The sequence below is a fragment of the Salipiger marinus genome (assembly GCF_035481585.1).
GTDB lineage: Bacteria > Pseudomonadota > Alphaproteobacteria > Rhodobacterales > Rhodobacteraceae > Salipiger > Salipiger marinus.
This window is the reverse complement of record NZ_JAYKSL010000005.1, coordinates 228019-243756: the sequence shown is the minus strand read 5'-3', so window position 1 is coordinate 243756 and position 15738 is coordinate 228019. Positions and strand designations below refer to the sequence as shown.

Sequence of the window (15738 nt, the reverse complement as noted above, 5' to 3'; positions counted from 1 at the left end):
GCGCGCAGGGCGGGCGGCTAAGCCCTGTCCTGCGGTGCCGGATCCCATGTGCCGATCTGGCCATAGATGGCATCGCGCAGGGCGGTGATGTCCCGGTTCAGCCGGGCAAGCTCCGAAGCGGGTTCGCCCGAGGCGTCGAGCAGCGCCGCGCCCAGACAGCCCGCCCCACCGCGCAGCGCCCGGCCTTTGTCGGTCAGCGCGATCAGGACCTGCCGCTCGTTCTGCGGATTGCGGGTCCGGCGCAGCAGCCCCGCCGCCTCCAGCCGCTTCAGCAGCGGGGTCAGCGTGCTGGACTCCAGCGCCAGCCGCGCGGCAATGGCGCCGACGCTCTGACCCTCCTCCCGCCACAGGACATTGAGCACGAGATATTGCGGATAGGTCAGGCCCATCTCGTCCAGCATGGGCTTGTAAAGCCGCTGGATCGCCATGCTGGCCGAGTGGATGGCAAAGCAGAGCTGGTCCTCCAGCGGGACGGGGGGGGAGGGGCTGTCGGCTGTCATGACCTGTTCCTGACGGTGGCGGGATGCGGGAAAATATTATCACGATAATTTATCAAGGTTGCAAGCCGGTCCACCCCGCGCGGGTCCGGCGCGCCCGTGTTCACCGCCCATGCCATCGCGGCGCGCGGCGTTAATTCGGAAAATTTCCCCTGCTGCGGGATTATTCCTCCGCCGCCCGCGTCAGTCTTTTCAGGATGTCGCGCTCTGCGCCGCATCCCGCCCCATGCCCTGCTGACCCTGTGGAGGGCAGGGCAGTCCCGGATCTGCAGCGGGACAGGGGCTGTGCAAGGTCTGGTGGTTTGACCAGTTCCTGAGGGCGTGGCGGGGCCTCTCAGGAAATACAGTATCGCGATAAGTTTTACTTTGACAAGTAGCCCCGCCTCACTGTAGATGAACAAATATCGCAATAACTATTATCGCATTAATCAGAATCGGAAGGACGATCCCATGACTTCGAAATTCAAGACCCTCCTTGCTGCCGCAGCCACGGCAGGCGCCCTCGGAACCGCGGGCCAGAGCCATGCGCAGGCCATCCCGGAGGATCAGCCGATCCGCCATGTCGTGCTGGTTCACGGGGCCTTCGCCGATGCCTCCGGCTGGCGCGGGGTCTATGACCAGTTGACCGCGCGCGGCTACAGCGTGACGCTGGTGCAGAACCCGCTCACCTCGCTGGCCGAGGATGTGGCGGCCACCAGACGCGCGCTGGACCGCCAGAATGCCCCCGCGATCCTTGTCGGCCATTCCTGGGGCGGCACCGTGATCACCGAAGCGGGCGTCCATCCCAACGTGGCGGGGCTGGTCTATGTCTCGGCCCTGTCGCCCGATGCCGGGGAAACCACCGCGCAGCAATATGACGGCTTCACCACCCCGCCCGAATTCGTGCTCGATATCGGCGAAGATCAGTATGGCTTTGTCGCGCCGTCCATGTTTCAGGCCGGGTTCGCCCATGATGTCAGCGATGCCGATGCCGCCTTCCTGCGCGACTCTCAGGTGCCGATCAGCATGGAGGTCTTCGGCACGGTGCTGGAAAATGCGGCATGGCGCAGCAAACCAAGCTGGGCAGTGATCGCCACCGAGGACAAGGCCTTTGATCAGGCCATGCTGCAGCACATGGCACAGCGCATCGGCGCCAAGGTGACCGAGGTCGCGGCGAGCCACGCCGTGTTCATCACCCAGCCCGAGGTCGTGGCCGATGTCATCGACGAGGCCGCCCGCACCGCCATAGTGCCCGGCAACTGAACATGGCCACAGCCCGACCGGAGGCGCGCTGCCTCCGGTCGGGCTCCGTCCGCTGCGCAGGGCTTCTGCGGCGCCCGAGGCCGCGCGGGCCTCAGGCCCTGCGGTCATTCCGGTGTTCGCGCCAGACCGTGAAGATGCCGCTCGCGATGATGATCGCCGCGCCAAGGAAAACCGGGGCCTCGGGGATCTCGTGCCAGACCAGCCAGCCTGCCAGCGTCGCCCAAAGCAGCGCGGTGTAATCCAGCGGGGCCACCACCACGGCGGGGGCCATGCGGAAGGCCTGGGTCATCAGCGTCATGCCAGCCGTTCCGAAAAAGGCGATGGCCGCGAACAGCCAGAGATCCGCCATGGGCACGGGCCGCCAGACGAAGGGCACCAGCACCGCGCTCAGCAGCGCCCCCGCGCCCGTCAGATACAGCAGCAGCGTCCAGACGCTTTCGCGCCGGTCCACCCAGCGGGCGCTGACCATGAGCAGGGCGTAGAACAGCGCCGTCGCCACCGGCAGCAGCGACACGAGCTGAAAGCTGGCAGCCCCCGGACGGATCGCGATCAGCACCCCCGCGAACCCGGCCAGCACGGCCAGCCATCGCTTCCAGCCCACCTGTTCGCGCAGCACCAGCGCGGAAATCGCGGTGATGAACAGCGGCGCGACAAAGACCAGCGCCGTGGCCTCGGCCAGCGGAAGATACCGCAGGCTGGTGAAGAACAGAAAGGCCGCCGCCACCCAGACCACGCCCCGGACAAGATGCGCGACAGGCCGGTAAGAGCGCAGGGCGCGCGTCCCGCCCATCCGCAGGGCGATCCCTATCGCGAAGGGCAGCGCGATCAGGTTCCTGAGGAACAGCACCTGCAGCGGGGAATAGTCGGAGGTAAGCTGCTTGGCGACCGCGTCATTGATGCTCAGGCAGGCGACGCCCACACACATCATGAACATCCCCATCGTGACATCGCTGTGCCGTGCCTGAAGCGAGACCTGCATCCTGTTCCTCCATTGCTCCCCCCGCTCTAGCAGGCGCAGGCCCGGAGGCACACCGGCCCGCCCCCGATTTGCGCAAATTCCGGGCACCGGCAGCGGATCGCGCATCTTGGGTCCGGGGGAGGACGTGGGCCCGGATTACGGATCCCCCTGAAGCGCAAGCTTGGTGAGGCTGCAGCGCTTCGGTTGAGGGCGCGCCTGCCGGTCACCTCTGCTCCCTCAGGCGGGGGTCAGGTCGCGCTGCACCCGCAGGGTGATCATCCAGCACCACAGCGCCATGACGGCGCACCACGCGCCCATGACCGCCGCCTGAGCGGGAAAACCGATGCCGCCGTCGATCAGGATCCCGGTGATCCCCGGCCCGATCGCGGTGGAAACGACCATGATCGTGGTGGCCAGCGACCGGATCGCGCCAAGGTGCGCGGTGCCGTAGAGCACCGGAAACAGCACGCCCCAGAGCGAGCCCGCCATACCCTGCGTCATGCCCACCACGGCCAGCGCCAGATACCATCCGGTCACGCTCTCCGACGGGGCAATCAGCGCCACGCCCAGCCCCATGGGCACCAGAAGCCCCGGCAGCAGCCGCAGCGCGCCAAAGCGGTCCGCCGCCCAGCCCGCCGCGAAGGCCGCAACCACCGTGGACAGGCCAAAAGCCGTATAACCCGGCGCCATCTCGGCCAAAGTCCAGCCCTTGACCTGCGCGATATGCGCCTGATGGAAGAAGATGACCGTGGTGATGAAGCCCGGTGTCAGCAGCACGGGCAGCAGGGCGGGCAGCAGCCAGTGCCGGACGGCATCCCGGCGCTGCCATTGCCGCCCGAGCAGACCCGGGCTCTGGATCCGGGCGGCCTGTCCCACCGGGTCGCGGCCCTCGGCCAGAAGCCAGCACAGCAGGGGCGCCACCCCCAGCACCAGAAGCGCGGCCACCAGCAGCCATGTGCCCTGCCAGCCAAGGATCCCGATCAGCAGGACCACCAGCAGCGGCATGAGGATTTCCCCGGCGGGGTGGCCCAGCGTGGTGATGGACACGGCCTGTCCGCGCCGCGCTTCGAACCAGCGCCCCATCGCCGTCATCGCGATATGGCTGAACATGCCCTGCCCGCAGAAGCGCAGCAGGAACAGCGACAGTCCCAGCACCGCCACCGACGGCGCCCAGGCCATTCCAAGCGCGGCGAGGGCGAAGACCAGTGCAACCATCGGGGCCAGCCGCGACAGCGGCACGCTGTCCGCCATGCCGCCCCGCCAGAACATCAGCCCCGCCGAGGCCAGCGTCGCGGCGGTATAAAGGCTGCCCCAGCTGCCATCGCTGAGACCATGCTGGTCCTTGATGAAGACGGCAAAGAGCGAGATGAACCATGTCTGCCCGAAGGCAGAGGCGAAGGTCAGCAGCAGCCCACCCCCAAGCCAGCGCAGGTTGTTGCGGAGAAAGGATAACATGCAGGGTCCGGTCAGAAAGGGAGGGCGGGGAGGATCCCGCAAACCCCGATCTGTTTCATGATCCGGCGGCAGGAGCAACCGGAGGCGCCCCTCCCGCGAAGGCGCGAGACGCCGGATCCCATGGCGGCAGGGTCGGGTGCCGCCGATCTGCCCGGGCGGCGCAGGCCGCGACCCGGGGCAGGGGGCATGAGGGAGCATCCCGGGCGGTCCGGGGCATGTGCTATGGCGGGCTGACACGGGTGCCATAACGCCGGGCGGTGCCGCTCTGGCCTTGCGGCACGGCAGCAGGGACTGAGGCCCGGCGGGGCCGATCGAAATTGTCTGAGAAGGGGGAGGACGCGGCGACCCCCAGGGAGGAGGAGAAGAGGGTCGCCGCTGATTTCCGGGGCTCAGGGAGGAGGAGAAACCCCAGGAAACTTGGGACACATCGCTGTGTCGTTGTCCTTAATTAGCCAATGCCGCGTCGCGGCACAATGGTCAGTAGTGCAGACCTGACTTGTCCTCAGTGCATGGCAGCGCGTCTTTGCCAGAAATTCGCGCACCTGCCGACCCCCGCGCACTGGCCCCTGCGCCCCGCCCGAGCGGGGGCCAGTGCGCGGGAAACCCTACGGTCTGCGTTCCTCTGCGGCGGCCCGGAACGCGCTCCGGATAGGGCGCGGGGCCTGAGCCAAGGCCTTGATCCCGCCTTCCGGGGTGGGCGGCGCGGCTCTCAGGTCTGCCCGGATCCCCGGCCCACCGTGTCGAACCCGTTCGGGACCACACCCCGGGGGGCGATGGCCGCATAGGGGCCACGCGCCAGAAACCGGCCGCTGCCGGGCTGTGCAAGGAGGACACCGTCCCGCATGACGATTTCGCCCCGGCGGATCGTCAGGACCGGCCAGCCCCGGGCGCGGTAGCCTTCCCATGGCGTGTAGTCGATGGCGTGCTGCATCTCGCCGACGGTGATGGTCCGTTCAAGCTCCGGATCCCAGAGCACCACATCGGCATCGGCCCCGGGCATGAGCGTGCCCTTGCGACCGCCCAGCCCGTAGCGTTCGGCGGCATTGGCCGAGGTGAGGCGGACAAAGGTGGGAAGGTCAATCCGCCCCGTCGACACCCCTTCGGAGAAGAGCACGGTAAGACGGTTCTCGATCCCCGGCGCGCCGTTGGGAATGGCATTGAAGGCCGGGGTGCCATCGGGGCGCAGCATCGCGGCCCCCTGCCCGTAACTGGAGGCGCCGGGATCCTTCTTGGCAGTGGCGAAGGAAAAGCCGCAATGGTCCGAAGAGACGATGTCGATGGTGCCCGCGCGGATCGCTTCCCAGAGCCGGGCCGCCTCTGATCGGTCGCGCAGGGCCGGGGAGCAGACGAATTTGGCGCCCTCGAAATCGGGCCGTTCAAGGTCATCCACCCCATGGGTCAGATAATGCGTGCAGGTTTCGGCCCAGACCTTCTGGCCGCGGGCCTTGGCGCGTGCAATCTCTTCGGCCACTTCTCCGCAAGACACGTGGAAGATCTGCAGGGGCTGGTCCACAAGTTCGGCCAGCGCCATCGCGCGCAGGGTGGCCTCGCGCTCGACCACCGGAGGACGGGCCCAGGCGTGATGCACGGGATCGGTAAGCCCCGCCGCCAGCAGCGCCTCCTGCTGCCAGGCGATGGCGTCGAAATTTTCGCAATGGACGGTGACCAGCAGGCCAAGCCGCCGGGCGGAGGCCAGAACCTTGAGGAAGTCGCCATCGGTCAGGCGCAGCGGATCATAGGTCAGAAAGACCTTCAGGCTGCGGATGCCGCGGGCCGCCAGCGCGGGGATCTCGGTGGCCAGAACCTTGGGCGTCGGATCGGTGATGACCTGGTGGAAGGAATAGTCGGCCAGCGACCGTGCGGCGCGGGTTTCGTAATCCGGGGCGCTCTGTGCCAGCGTCTGCCCGCGCCATTGCGGCTTGAAGCAGATGAAGGAGGTGGTGCCCCCGGCCAGCGCCGCGCGGGATCCGGAGACGAAGCTTTCCTCCTGAACCGATCCGTCCGCGCCGACCTCCTCGATATGGCAGTGCGGATCGATGCCGCCGGGCAGGACCAGCCGCCCTGTGGCATCGATCTCTTCGCGGCCTTTGCCAAGATCGTGGCCGATGGCGGCGATGGTGCCGCCCCGGATGGCAAGATCAGCGGTGAAGACTTCGGCGGCGGTGACGATGCGCCCGCCTCTGATGACGATGTCGTAGTCTGGCACGTTCGGCTCCTCGGGTTTGGGAAGGGGGGCGGGGCGGCTCAGGCCGCCATCCAGCCGCCATCGACAAAAAGCGTGTGACCGGTCAGATAGCTGGCCTCGTCGCTGGCAAGGAACAGCGCCGCGCGCGCCACGTCCTCGGGGCGGCCCAGCCGGGGCCACGGCGTGCGCTGTTCGGAATAGGCAAGCCAGCGCGGCTCTACCGCGCGGCCGCCCTTGCCGGTGAGGATCTTGCCCGGAGCCACCGCGTTCGACACGATGTGCTGCGGCCCGTAATCGGCGGCGATCTGGCGGGCCATATAGGCGATCCCGGCCTTGCTGACGCCATAGGCGAAATCCTCGGGCGCCGAGACATGCCCGTGCTGTGACGAGATATGCACCAGCCGCCCGCGCGCTTCGGCGCGGATCTCCTGTGTCAGCATCTGGCGCAGCGCGGCGCGGGCACAAAGATAGGCACCCTTGAGGCTGACATCCATCACGCGGTCCCAGTCGGCCTCGGTGGTGTCAAGCAGCGGCTTGCCGGCGCGGAGCACGGCATTGTTCACAAGGATGTCGAGCCGACCATGACGGGTGACGGCGGTTTGCACCAGCGCCTCCACCTCGGTCTCGCGCGCCACGTCGGTTTTCACGAAAAGCGCGGATCCACCTGCCTCCGCGACAAGATCGCAGACGGGGCGGCCCCCCTCCACGGCCTCTTCGGTGATGTCGGCCACCAGCACATGCGCGCCCTCGGCGGCAAAACTCTGCACGATGGCGCGGCCGATGCCGGAGGATCCGCCGGTCACGATGGCAACGCGGCCTGCAAGGCGCAGGGTCTGGGTCATGGGCGGGTCTCCTTCGGGGTCAGGGGGCTGCGATATGCTGCAGCCAGTCGGCGGCGGCCTCGGGCAGGGGGGTCGGGCGGCGGGGCACAAACGAGGCGAGCCGGTCCGTGGCAAGCGCGGGCCGGTCGCGGTCATAGCCGTAGCGGATGGACGGTGCCGCGGCATCGATCTGCCAGCGCAGCCCGGGCAGGTGCGGGGCAAGGGCTGCGCACCACGCGGGCAGGTCGGTGATGCGGCCCGCCCCCACATGCAGCAGATCCGGCAGCGGCCCGGGATGCAGCGCCAGATCCGCGATGGCGGCGGCGGCGTCTCGGGAATAGCACCAGTCGGCGGGCACCGCGCGGGGCAGGGTCACGGGCTGGCCCGCCCGCGCCGCCATGAGGATCTGGTGATGCGGGCTCGTCACCTGTCGGCTGTCCGAGGCCTGTTCGAAGGGACCGAAGATCGGGCCAAGCCGCAGCACCGACAGCGCGACGCCAAGCGGGGCGGCGAGCCGCTGCAGGCTCATCTCTGCGGCGAGCTTGCTGATGCCGTAAAGGCTTTGCGGTGCGGGGCGGCTGCGATCCTCGTGATAGCGCCCGTCAGGCTCGGGTGCTGCGGTGCCATAGACCGCGATGGAGGAGATCTGCAGCAGCCGATCGATGCCGCAGGCTGCCGCCGCCTGCAGGAGCCGCACCGCCCCCAGCAGGTTGACCTCAAGGATCAGGTCGGGCTCTGCCGTCTCGCGCGCGGCATCGGGGGTAAGGGCTGCGGCATGGATCGCATGGGTCAGCCCCCGCCCGCGCAGCGCGGCGGCAAGGGCCACGGGGTCACGCAGATCGGCGGTGGCAGCGGTCATTCCGGGCAGGATCTGCCGGGGCGGGTGCCGGTCAAGAGCCAGCACGGGCACGCCGCGGGCAGAGAGGTCGGCGCAGATTGCCGCCCCCACAAAGCCCGCCGCCCCTGTCACGAGCACATGCATCAGACCTCCTCTCCTCCGGGACGGTGTGCGCGCAGCGCCTGCGCGATCTCCTCGGCATGGGTCTGCGCCCCGGGTCCGGCCTGCCGGGCGGCGGCGGCCATGCGGGCGAGCCCCTCCGGCCCGGGCCGGGGGCTGCCCGCGCGGTGGCGGATCACGCCCGCGACCATGGTCATGACCGTATCGGCCCCGGTGCAGCGGCTGATCACCAGATCAAGCGGGTCGCAGTCGGGATCAAGCCAGGCGCCGCGCGCCCGGCGGGGATCGATCGCCACCAGATCCGCGCAGAGCCCCGGCGCGATCCGCCCGCAGCCGGGCTGAAAGATCGCCCGGGCGCCGGTTTCCGTGCCCATGGCAAGGGTCAGGCGGTTTGCGGCACCCGGATCCTGCGGCGCGGTGCCTCTGGCCAGCAACCCGCCGAGCCGGAGTTCCGACAGGTAATCCTCGTTGTCGTCCAGCGCGCAATTGTCGGTGCCAAGCGCCACCGGCAGCCCCGCCTCGCGCCATGTGGCAAGCGGCGGCGCGCCGTTGAAAAGCCGCATGTTGGCGCCGGGATTGCTGACCACGACCAGCCCCAGCCGCAGGGCCTCGTGCAGATCCTCTGCCCGGGCCTGAGTGAAATGCGCGGCGCTGACGGCGGTCTCGAACAGGCCGAGCCGCTGCAGATGCGCCAGAACCTGACCTGCATAAAGCCTGTCCGCCGTGACGCGCTGCGCGGGGGATTCGAGCAGATGGAAATGGATGCCAATGCCGCTGCGTGCCGCGTGCCGTGCGATGGCCCGCCAGCCCGCGTCGCTGACCCATTGCGGCCCGGCGGGACCATAGGCCAGCGTGATGGTCGGATGATCGGCGTAGTCGGCGCGGAGTTGGTCCATCAGATCCAGCGTGTGGTCGAGCGGCAGATAGCCGGGTCGCGCCGCCGCCAGCAGGGCCTGCGCCCCCGGCGACAGCGCGGCGCGAAAGCGCGCCTCGTCCGCCGGGGGATAGACCAGCCCGCCCTGATCGGCATAGCCCACACAGACCGTGGCGCGCAGCCCGGTCTCGTCATAGGCGCGCAGCACCCCGCGCAGTTCGGCCTCGTAATCGCCGGTGGCGTAGCTGTAATTGGCGTGCAGGGTGGCGGTCACGCCGTGGCGCAGCATCTGCTCGGCGGCGTGGCGCGTCAGCAGATAGGGATCGGGGGTGCCGCGTCCGCGCCGCCGCGCGATCCATGGCTCCAGCGCATCATCGGGATAGCCCAGCTGGATCTGGCTCAGCCCGCGCCCGTGCTGATGGGCGTTGACGAAGCCCGGCAGCAGGATCGCGTCGCCAAGCTCGGTGCGGGCCGCGTCCGGAAAGCGGGCGCGCAGCGCGGCGGGCGGTCCAAGCGCCGCGATCCGCCCCGCCGCCACCGCCACGGCACCGGGCCGAAGCGGCGGCGACGCCGCATCCGGGATCACGCAATCGGCCTCGACAAGCTGCATGGTCAGAACAGCAGGCCCGGCAGCCAGAGCACCATCCCCGGCCAAGCGATCAGCAGCACCGTGAAGGCAAGCATGAGCGCCACGAAGGGCATCGATCCCCAGATCACGTCCATGATGGATCCCGTGCCCCGCACGCCCTGCACGATGTAAAGGTTCATCCCGATCGGGGGCGTGATCAGCCCGGTTTCCATCATCAGCACGAGGAAGATGCCGAACCAGACCGGATCGATGCCCAGATGCACGACGAGCGGGAACACGACGGGCAGCGTGGCGATCATCATCGACAGGGTTTCCATGAAACAGCCCAGCACGAGATAGAACAGGATCAGCAGGAACAGCACCTGAATGGGCCCCGCACCCAGATCGGCCACGACCCCGGTCAGGGTCTGGGGAATGCCCAGCATGCCGATGACGAAGTTGAGGAAATGCGCCCCCACCATGATAAGCAGGATCATCGCCGAGATGCGCACGGTCGCGATCATCGACTCGTGCAGCAGGCTCAGGGTCATCCGGCGCTTGGCAAGCGCCACCAGCAGGGCGCAGCTGACCCCGATCGCGGCGGATTCGGTGGGCGTGGCCCAGCCTCCGTAGATCACCCCCATGACCACGGCAAAGATGGCAAGCGGCGGCAGGATGTCGAGCAGCGCGCGCAGCTTTTCGGCCATGGGCCGTGGCGGCAGGCTTGGCCCCGCCACACCCGGATTCACCAGCGCGATGGCGGCGATCAGCGCCATGAAGGCCAGCGTCAGCGCGATGCCGGGCACGATCCCCGCCGCAAAGAGCTGACCGATGGAGGTGTTGGTCATGGAGCCGTAGATGATGATGTTGATCGAGGGCGGAATGAGGATCCCCAGCGTCGCCCCGGCGGCAATGGTCCCCGCCGTCAGCCGCTCGTCATACTTCCGTTCGGACAGGATCGGGATGGCGACATTGCCGATGGTGGCGGCGGTGGCCACCGACGAGCCCGACACTGCCGCGAAAAAGGCACTGGCGCCGATATTGGAATGCAGCAGCCCGCCGGGCAGCCGGCCCATCCAGTCCGAAAGCGCGCGGTAAAGCCCGTCTGCCACGCCGGACCGCACGAGGATCTCGCCCAGAAAGACGAAAAGCGGGATGGCGGTTAGGATGAAATCGTTCTGCCCGCTCCAGATCTGGTTGCCGAACGTCATGAGGATGGGCCAGCCCATCGTGCTCAGCGCGGCGATGAAGGCGGTCAGGAACATCGCCACCGCCACCGGCAGGCCGATCAGCATGAGCCCCAGCATCATCGAAAACCCCAGCAGGGCTTCACCCGGTCCGATCATCGTGCCCCCCGCGCCGTCATCCCGGCCTGTTCCTCGTCAATGACTTCCTTCAGCGCCTTGGGGCCGTAGAAGCGGTTCAGCCTGTCACGGTCGCGGGCAAACAGCAGCGCCGCGTGCAGGAAAAGCGCGGTCGAGACCAGCGCAAAGACCGCAAGCCCGAACACCCAGACGCCCTGCGGCATCCAGAGCGGCGTCATCAGCGGCGTCCCCGAAAGCGACCGGAATTCGACACTTTCCATAAGCGCGACCCAGCCCTGCCACGCCATGAACAGCGCCATCAGCATCGTGCCCAGCGTCGCAAGCAGGTTGAGCACGGATCCGGTGCCCGGCCCGGCGCGTTCGGTCAGAATTTCCACCCGGGTATGCGCCCGCTCCAGCGCGGCCAGCGAAAAGCCGAAAGCACCGATCATCGCCAGCGTATAGCCGCCAAGCTCGTCGCTGCCCTGAAGCGAGATATTGGCAAAGCGCCGCAGCAGCACCTCGACCGTGATGACGAGGGTCAGCAGCAGCAGCGCATATCCCGCCAGCAGCGCAAGCGCCCGCGCGGCGGGCGTCAGCGCCTGAGCGACCCTGTTTTCCTGTGGCATTCAACCTCTCCCGGGTTCGGGTAAAGGCTGTTGCGGGGGGCGCCCGATGCCCCCCGCAACAGCCCGTGACGGCCTGCGGGCCTAGCGGATGGTGAGGCCTGCGGCGGCACCGGCTGTCTCGTTCCAGGTCTCCGAACAGGAGGGATCGACGGCGTTGCAGGTTTCCTTCCACATCGGCAGCACCACGGTTTCCGCGACCTCCTTGATCCGGTCCCGGTCCTCTGCGCCGATCTCGACCAGCGTCATGTCGAAAGCCTTGTGATCGGTGCAGCTGTCGGCGCCGGTGTTGCAGGCCACCGCATCCTCATTGGCCGAAACCGCAAGATCCCAGAGCTGGTCTTCAAGCGTCTGGAATTCGGCCTCAAGCGCGGCCTGCTCCTCGGCGGAGAATCCGTTCCACGTGTCCAGATTGATGAAATGGCCCTGCACCGACCCGGAAACCGACAGCGGCAGCTGGTGGGTCGTCACCTCGGGCCAGTTCCCGGTATTGCCGGAGGTGGGGGAAGTCACGCCGCAGCTGACCACCCCCCGCTGCAGCGCCGGATAGACTTCGGAGAACTGCAGGGTGACCGGGGTGGCGCCGAGCGATTCCAGCATCGCCGACATGGAGGGCGTAAAGCTGCGCACCTTCTTGCCCGCCAGATCCGCCAGCGTCTCGATCGGTTCGTTGCAGTAGAACACCTGCGGCCCGAACGGCCAGAGGGTCAGCGCCTTGGCATTGAACTTCTCCTGCAGGCGCTGGTCGAAGGAGGAGCGATAGGCCTCGACCACGGTGCGCAGCGCGCCCATGTCGGTGGCGACGCCGATCAGGTCGATGCCTTCGAAGAACGGGTCATCCCGGGAGGCCATGCCGATCTGCACCGACATCACGTCGAAGGCGCCGCTGCGCAGCAGGCGCAGCGCGTCGGGGGCCTTTACCCCCACCACGTCCATCGGGTTGTAGTTCATCCCGATCTCGACCCCGGCGGCCTCGCCGAGCCCGTCAAAAAAGGCCTGCTCGATGGCGACCTGCTTGGTGTTCTGGGAAAAATTGCCCGCGACGCGGAGTGTGTCCTGAGCGGCCGCGAGGGCCGGAAGACCGACCAGAGCGGTCGAGATCAGGGCGGCGGTAAGAGATTTGCGCATGATGCTCCCCATGGATTGTATTCATTATCTTCTGATGAAGGCTTTCAGAAGCCGCACGCTGCGATCAATGCAAAAGCCCGGTCTGGGCGTGAGGTTTCTGCAAATGCTGAAGGTATGGTGAAAAAATAGGCGGAAATCGCCCATATATGGCGAAAAATCAGCCTGATCCTGACGTTTTCTGCCGTCAGGCATAGTTCTGGTTGCAGCCACGGGACGCTTCTTGCCAAGAGGTGAAGCCATAGGGGAGTCGCCGAAAATGAATGCAGTTCCCCAAAGTGACGCATCAAATGGACTCTCTAATGCAGACACGCGATTCTTCCGGCCCCACCCTGATCGGCATGCTGACGCCGTCCTCCAACACGGTGGTCGAACCGTTCACCGCAGCGCTTGCATGGCCGCTGTTTCCACAGGTCTCGGTGCATTTTGGCCGTCTGCGCGTCACTCGGATCGCGCTTGACGAAGGATCGGACCAGCAGTTCGCGATCGAGCCCTTCCTTGCCGCGGCGGATCTGCTGGCGGATGCGCGTGTCGATGTCCTCGCCTGGAATGGCACCTCGGCAAGCTGGCTTGGCTTTGACAGCGACGCGCGGCTCTGCGCGGCGCTGACCGAACGCACCGGCGCCCGGGCCACCAGTGCGGTGCAAAGCCTCAACCGGCTGCTTGGAACCTTCGGCGTGCGCCGTCTGGGGCTCGTGACGCCCTATACACCGGACGTGCAGGCGCGCATCATCGCGAATTACGCCGACATCGGCATAGAAACGGTGGCGGAGCGGCACAGCAACCGGTCCGACAATTTTTCCTTCGCCGAGGTCGATGAGGCCGAGATTGCCCGCATGTGCCGCGAGGTGGCCGAGGCCCGGCCCGATGCCATCGTCATCCTCTGTACCAATATGCGCGGCCCGTTTGTTGCCGCCGCGCTCGAACGCGAATTGGGCCTGCCGGTGCTTGATTCCGTGGCCTTCACGCTTTGGGGATGTCTGAAAGAGGCGGAAGTGGACATGGCGCCGCTCGCCGATTTCGGCATGATGTTCGCGAAGTGAGACCAGAGGGGCAGGGACAGGCGGCATGACCGACATGGAGAGCTGGACGGCGGCACCCGAGGATGCAGACACCCAGATGTCGCTGCACGAGACCCTCGTGGCCCGGTTGCGCCAGCTGATGATCGAGGGGCCGCTCGCCAGCGGCCAGCGCATCCCCGAGGCCGAACTCTGCCGCCGTTTCGGCGTGTCGCGCACCCCCCTGCGCGAGGCGCTGAAGGTGCTTGCGGCGCAGGGCTTTGTCCTGCTCCGCCCTAATCGTGGCGCCATCGTCGCCCCCGTGGACCCGGCACAGATCGGGCCTATCTTCGAACTGAAGGGCGCGCTCGAGCGGCTGATCGGCCTGACGGCGGCGGAGCGGGTCACGCCTGCCGATCTTGATGCGCTGGCAGCGCTGCATCTTGACCTTGATGCCGCAGTCCGGCGCAGCGCGATCGAGGATTACACCCGCCTCAACTATGCCTTCCACAAGGCGCTGGCCCGCATCTCCGGCAATGCGCTGCTCTGCGAAAGCTACGAGACGCTGCAGCAGAAGATCTGGCGCTACCGCTTTCTGGTGAACGAAGATTTCTCGCGCGTGGCCGAATCCTTTGCCGAGCACGAGCAGATCATGATCGCGCTGCGGGCGCGCACCCCGCTCGACCTTGCCGCCCGGCTGGAGGCGCATAACCAGCGCACCTGCGACGCGATGATTGAGGCGGCGCGGAAGACGCTTGCGGATAGTGGCGCGCCCGAACGTTAGGGCGCGCCTTGATCCGTGGTGGTCAGCCTCGGGTCTTCCGCTTCGTCGCGCTATGCGGGCGGGGTCTGCGCCTCGTCCTTGCGGGTCTTCCACAGGGAATAGACCACGCCTGCGGTGAGGATGGCGAAAGTGATGCCCAGCGACCAGACCGGCGGGAATTTCTCCCAGCCCATGAGATCGGCCACGAAGATCTTCGAGCCGATGAAGACCAGCAGCACCGACAGGGCATATTTCAGATAGGCAAAGCGCCGCAGGATCGCCGACAGCGCAAAATAGAGCGCGCGCAGGCCGAGGATGGCGAAGATGTTCGAGGTATAGACGATATAGGGATCGGTGGTGATGGTGAAGACAGCGGGCACCGAATCCACGGCAAAGACCACATCGGCAAGCTCGATCACGATCAGCGCCAGCAGCAGCGGCGTGGCATAGCGCAGGGTCTTGCCGCTGACCGGGTCGGTCTTTCTGACCACGAAATCATGGCCATGGATCTCGTCCGTGACCCGCATCCGCCGCTTGAGAAAGCGCACGAGCGGATTGGTGGCAAGGTCGTGCTCTTCCTCCTCGCCGCTCCGCAGCATCTTGATCCCGGTGAAGATCAGGAAGGCCGCGAAGATGTAGAGGATCCAGTGATACTGCTCGACCAGCGTGGCGCCGATCCCGATCATGATGCCGCGCAGCACGATCACGCCGAGGATGCCCCAGAACAGGACGCGGTGCTGATAGGCGGCAGGGATGGCGAAGAAGCCGAAAATCAGCGCGATGACGAAGATATTGTCCAGCGCCAGCGTCTTTTCGACGACGAAGGCCGTCAGATACTGCGCTGCGGGCTCCGTGCCCATCTGCCACCAGACAAAGCCCGAGAAGGCGACGCCCAAGGTGATGTAGAAGGCCGATGTCCGCAGGCTTTCGGCAACGCCGATGACATGGTCATCGCGGTGCAGCACGCCAAGATCAAGCACCAGCAGGCCGATCACAAGCGCGAGGAAGGTAAGCCACATCCAGAGCGGCTGGCCAAGAAACAGGGTTAGGAGGATATCCACGTCAGACCTCTTCGGAACAGTTGGGCTCGAGGTCTGCGGGGGCGTTTACGGTCCGGGCACAACATCGAGCACACTCGATGCGGTCCGACATCACGAGACGTCAGTGTCTCGCCAGAGGGGCCCGGCCCGCAGGCGCCAAACTGGCCCCCGCAGCCCCGGAATGCAAGCCGCCGCGGCGGATATTTTTGCAAAGGCGTGGTGGTTCGCGCGCCCTGCCCGGGGGCGCCGTCCCGCGACTGCACGCGATGACCCAGTGTGGCTGCCCCGCAGGGCACGGGCAGATCATGCCCGGCGGGTGGCTGG

Annotated in this window: 14 protein-coding genes; 3 read left to right on the top strand and 11 right to left on the bottom strand. The window is 67.1% G+C overall.

All coding sequences use genetic code 11. From position 1 onward, the window contains the following. Positions 1-17: 17 nt before the first annotated feature. On the bottom strand, positions 18-500 hold the full coding sequence (locus tag VK682_RS09210; RefSeq protein ID WP_089845423.1) for a MarR family winged helix-turn-helix transcriptional regulator: 483 nt from the start codon (positions 498-500) through the stop codon (positions 18-20). Positions 501-947: 447 nt separating this feature from the next. On the opposite strand from VK682_RS09210, the gene VK682_RS09205 reads away from it, so the two are divergent. Continuing rightward, positions 948-1739: an alpha/beta fold hydrolase gene (locus tag VK682_RS09205; RefSeq protein WP_089845421.1), complete on the top strand. Its 792-nt coding sequence runs from the start codon at positions 948-950 to the stop codon at positions 1737-1739. A gap of 91 nt (positions 1740-1830) precedes the next feature. Here the strand turns inward: VK682_RS09205 and VK682_RS09200 are convergent, their stop codons facing one another. From VK682_RS09200 to VK682_RS09160, 9 genes are all read right to left on the bottom strand, one after another. After that, a complete protein-coding gene (locus VK682_RS09200; protein WP_089845420.1) occupies positions 1831-2718 on the bottom strand; it encodes a DMT family transporter in 888 nt (295 codons plus the stop codon). 216 nt (positions 2719-2934) lie between these two features. After that, complete coding sequence (locus VK682_RS09195; RefSeq protein ID WP_230795669.1) at positions 2935-4152, bottom strand: MFS transporter; 1218 nt, start codon at positions 4150-4152, stop codon at positions 2935-2937. A gap of 709 nt (positions 4153-4861) precedes the next feature. Next, positions 4862-6358 (bottom strand): dihydropyrimidinase, encoded by a 1497-nt coding sequence (gene hydA, locus VK682_RS09190; protein WP_230795667.1) that lies wholly within the window; start codon positions 6356-6358, stop codon positions 4862-4864. Between the two features lie 38 nt (positions 6359-6396). Further along, a complete protein-coding gene (locus VK682_RS09185) occupies positions 6397-7179 on the bottom strand; it encodes an SDR family NAD(P)-dependent oxidoreductase (RefSeq protein WP_230795666.1) in 783 nt (260 codons plus the stop codon). Between the two features lie 19 nt (positions 7180-7198). After that, positions 7199-8140 (bottom strand): NAD-dependent epimerase/dehydratase family protein, encoded by a 942-nt coding sequence (locus VK682_RS09180; RefSeq protein WP_324781708.1) that lies wholly within the window; start codon positions 8138-8140, stop codon positions 7199-7201. After that, on the bottom strand, positions 8140-9600 hold the full coding sequence (locus VK682_RS09175) for an amidohydrolase family protein (protein ID WP_230795662.1): 1461 nt from the start codon (positions 9598-9600) through the stop codon (positions 8140-8142). Before VK682_RS09175 ends, VK682_RS09180 begins: the two co-directional genes overlap by 1 nt. 2 nt (positions 9601-9602) lie before the next feature. Beyond that, positions 9603-10904 (bottom strand): TRAP transporter large permease, encoded by a 1302-nt coding sequence (locus VK682_RS09170; RefSeq protein WP_230795660.1) that lies wholly within the window; start codon positions 10902-10904, stop codon positions 9603-9605. Next, complete coding sequence (locus VK682_RS09165) at positions 10901-11491, bottom strand: TRAP transporter small permease subunit (protein WP_230795659.1); 591 nt, start codon at positions 11489-11491, stop codon at positions 10901-10903. The genes VK682_RS09170 and VK682_RS09165 overlap by 4 nt, the downstream gene beginning before the upstream one ends. An 81-nt stretch (positions 11492-11572) precedes the next feature. Beyond that, positions 11573-12616, bottom strand: a complete 1044-nt coding sequence (locus VK682_RS09160) for a TRAP transporter substrate-binding protein (RefSeq protein ID WP_089845677.1) — start codon at positions 12614-12616, stop codon at positions 11573-11575. 299 nt (positions 12617-12915) lie between these two features. Between VK682_RS09160 and VK682_RS09155 the strand changes: the two genes are divergently transcribed. Beyond that, positions 12916-13656 carry a maleate cis-trans isomerase family protein gene (locus VK682_RS09155; RefSeq protein WP_089845405.1) on the top strand — a complete coding sequence of 247 codons (741 nt, stop codon included), beginning with the start codon at positions 12916-12918 and terminating at the stop codon, positions 13654-13656. 25 nt (positions 13657-13681) lie between these two features. Continuing rightward, complete coding sequence (locus VK682_RS09150) at positions 13682-14395, top strand: GntR family transcriptional regulator (RefSeq protein ID WP_207543583.1); 714 nt, start codon at positions 13682-13684, stop codon at positions 14393-14395. 50 nt (positions 14396-14445) lie between these two features. Here the strand turns inward: VK682_RS09150 and VK682_RS09145 are convergent, their stop codons facing one another. Next, positions 14446-15435 (bottom strand): TerC family protein, encoded by a 990-nt coding sequence (locus VK682_RS09145; RefSeq protein ID WP_089845403.1) that lies wholly within the window; start codon positions 15433-15435, stop codon positions 14446-14448. Between the last annotated feature and the right edge of the window lie 303 nt (positions 15436-15738).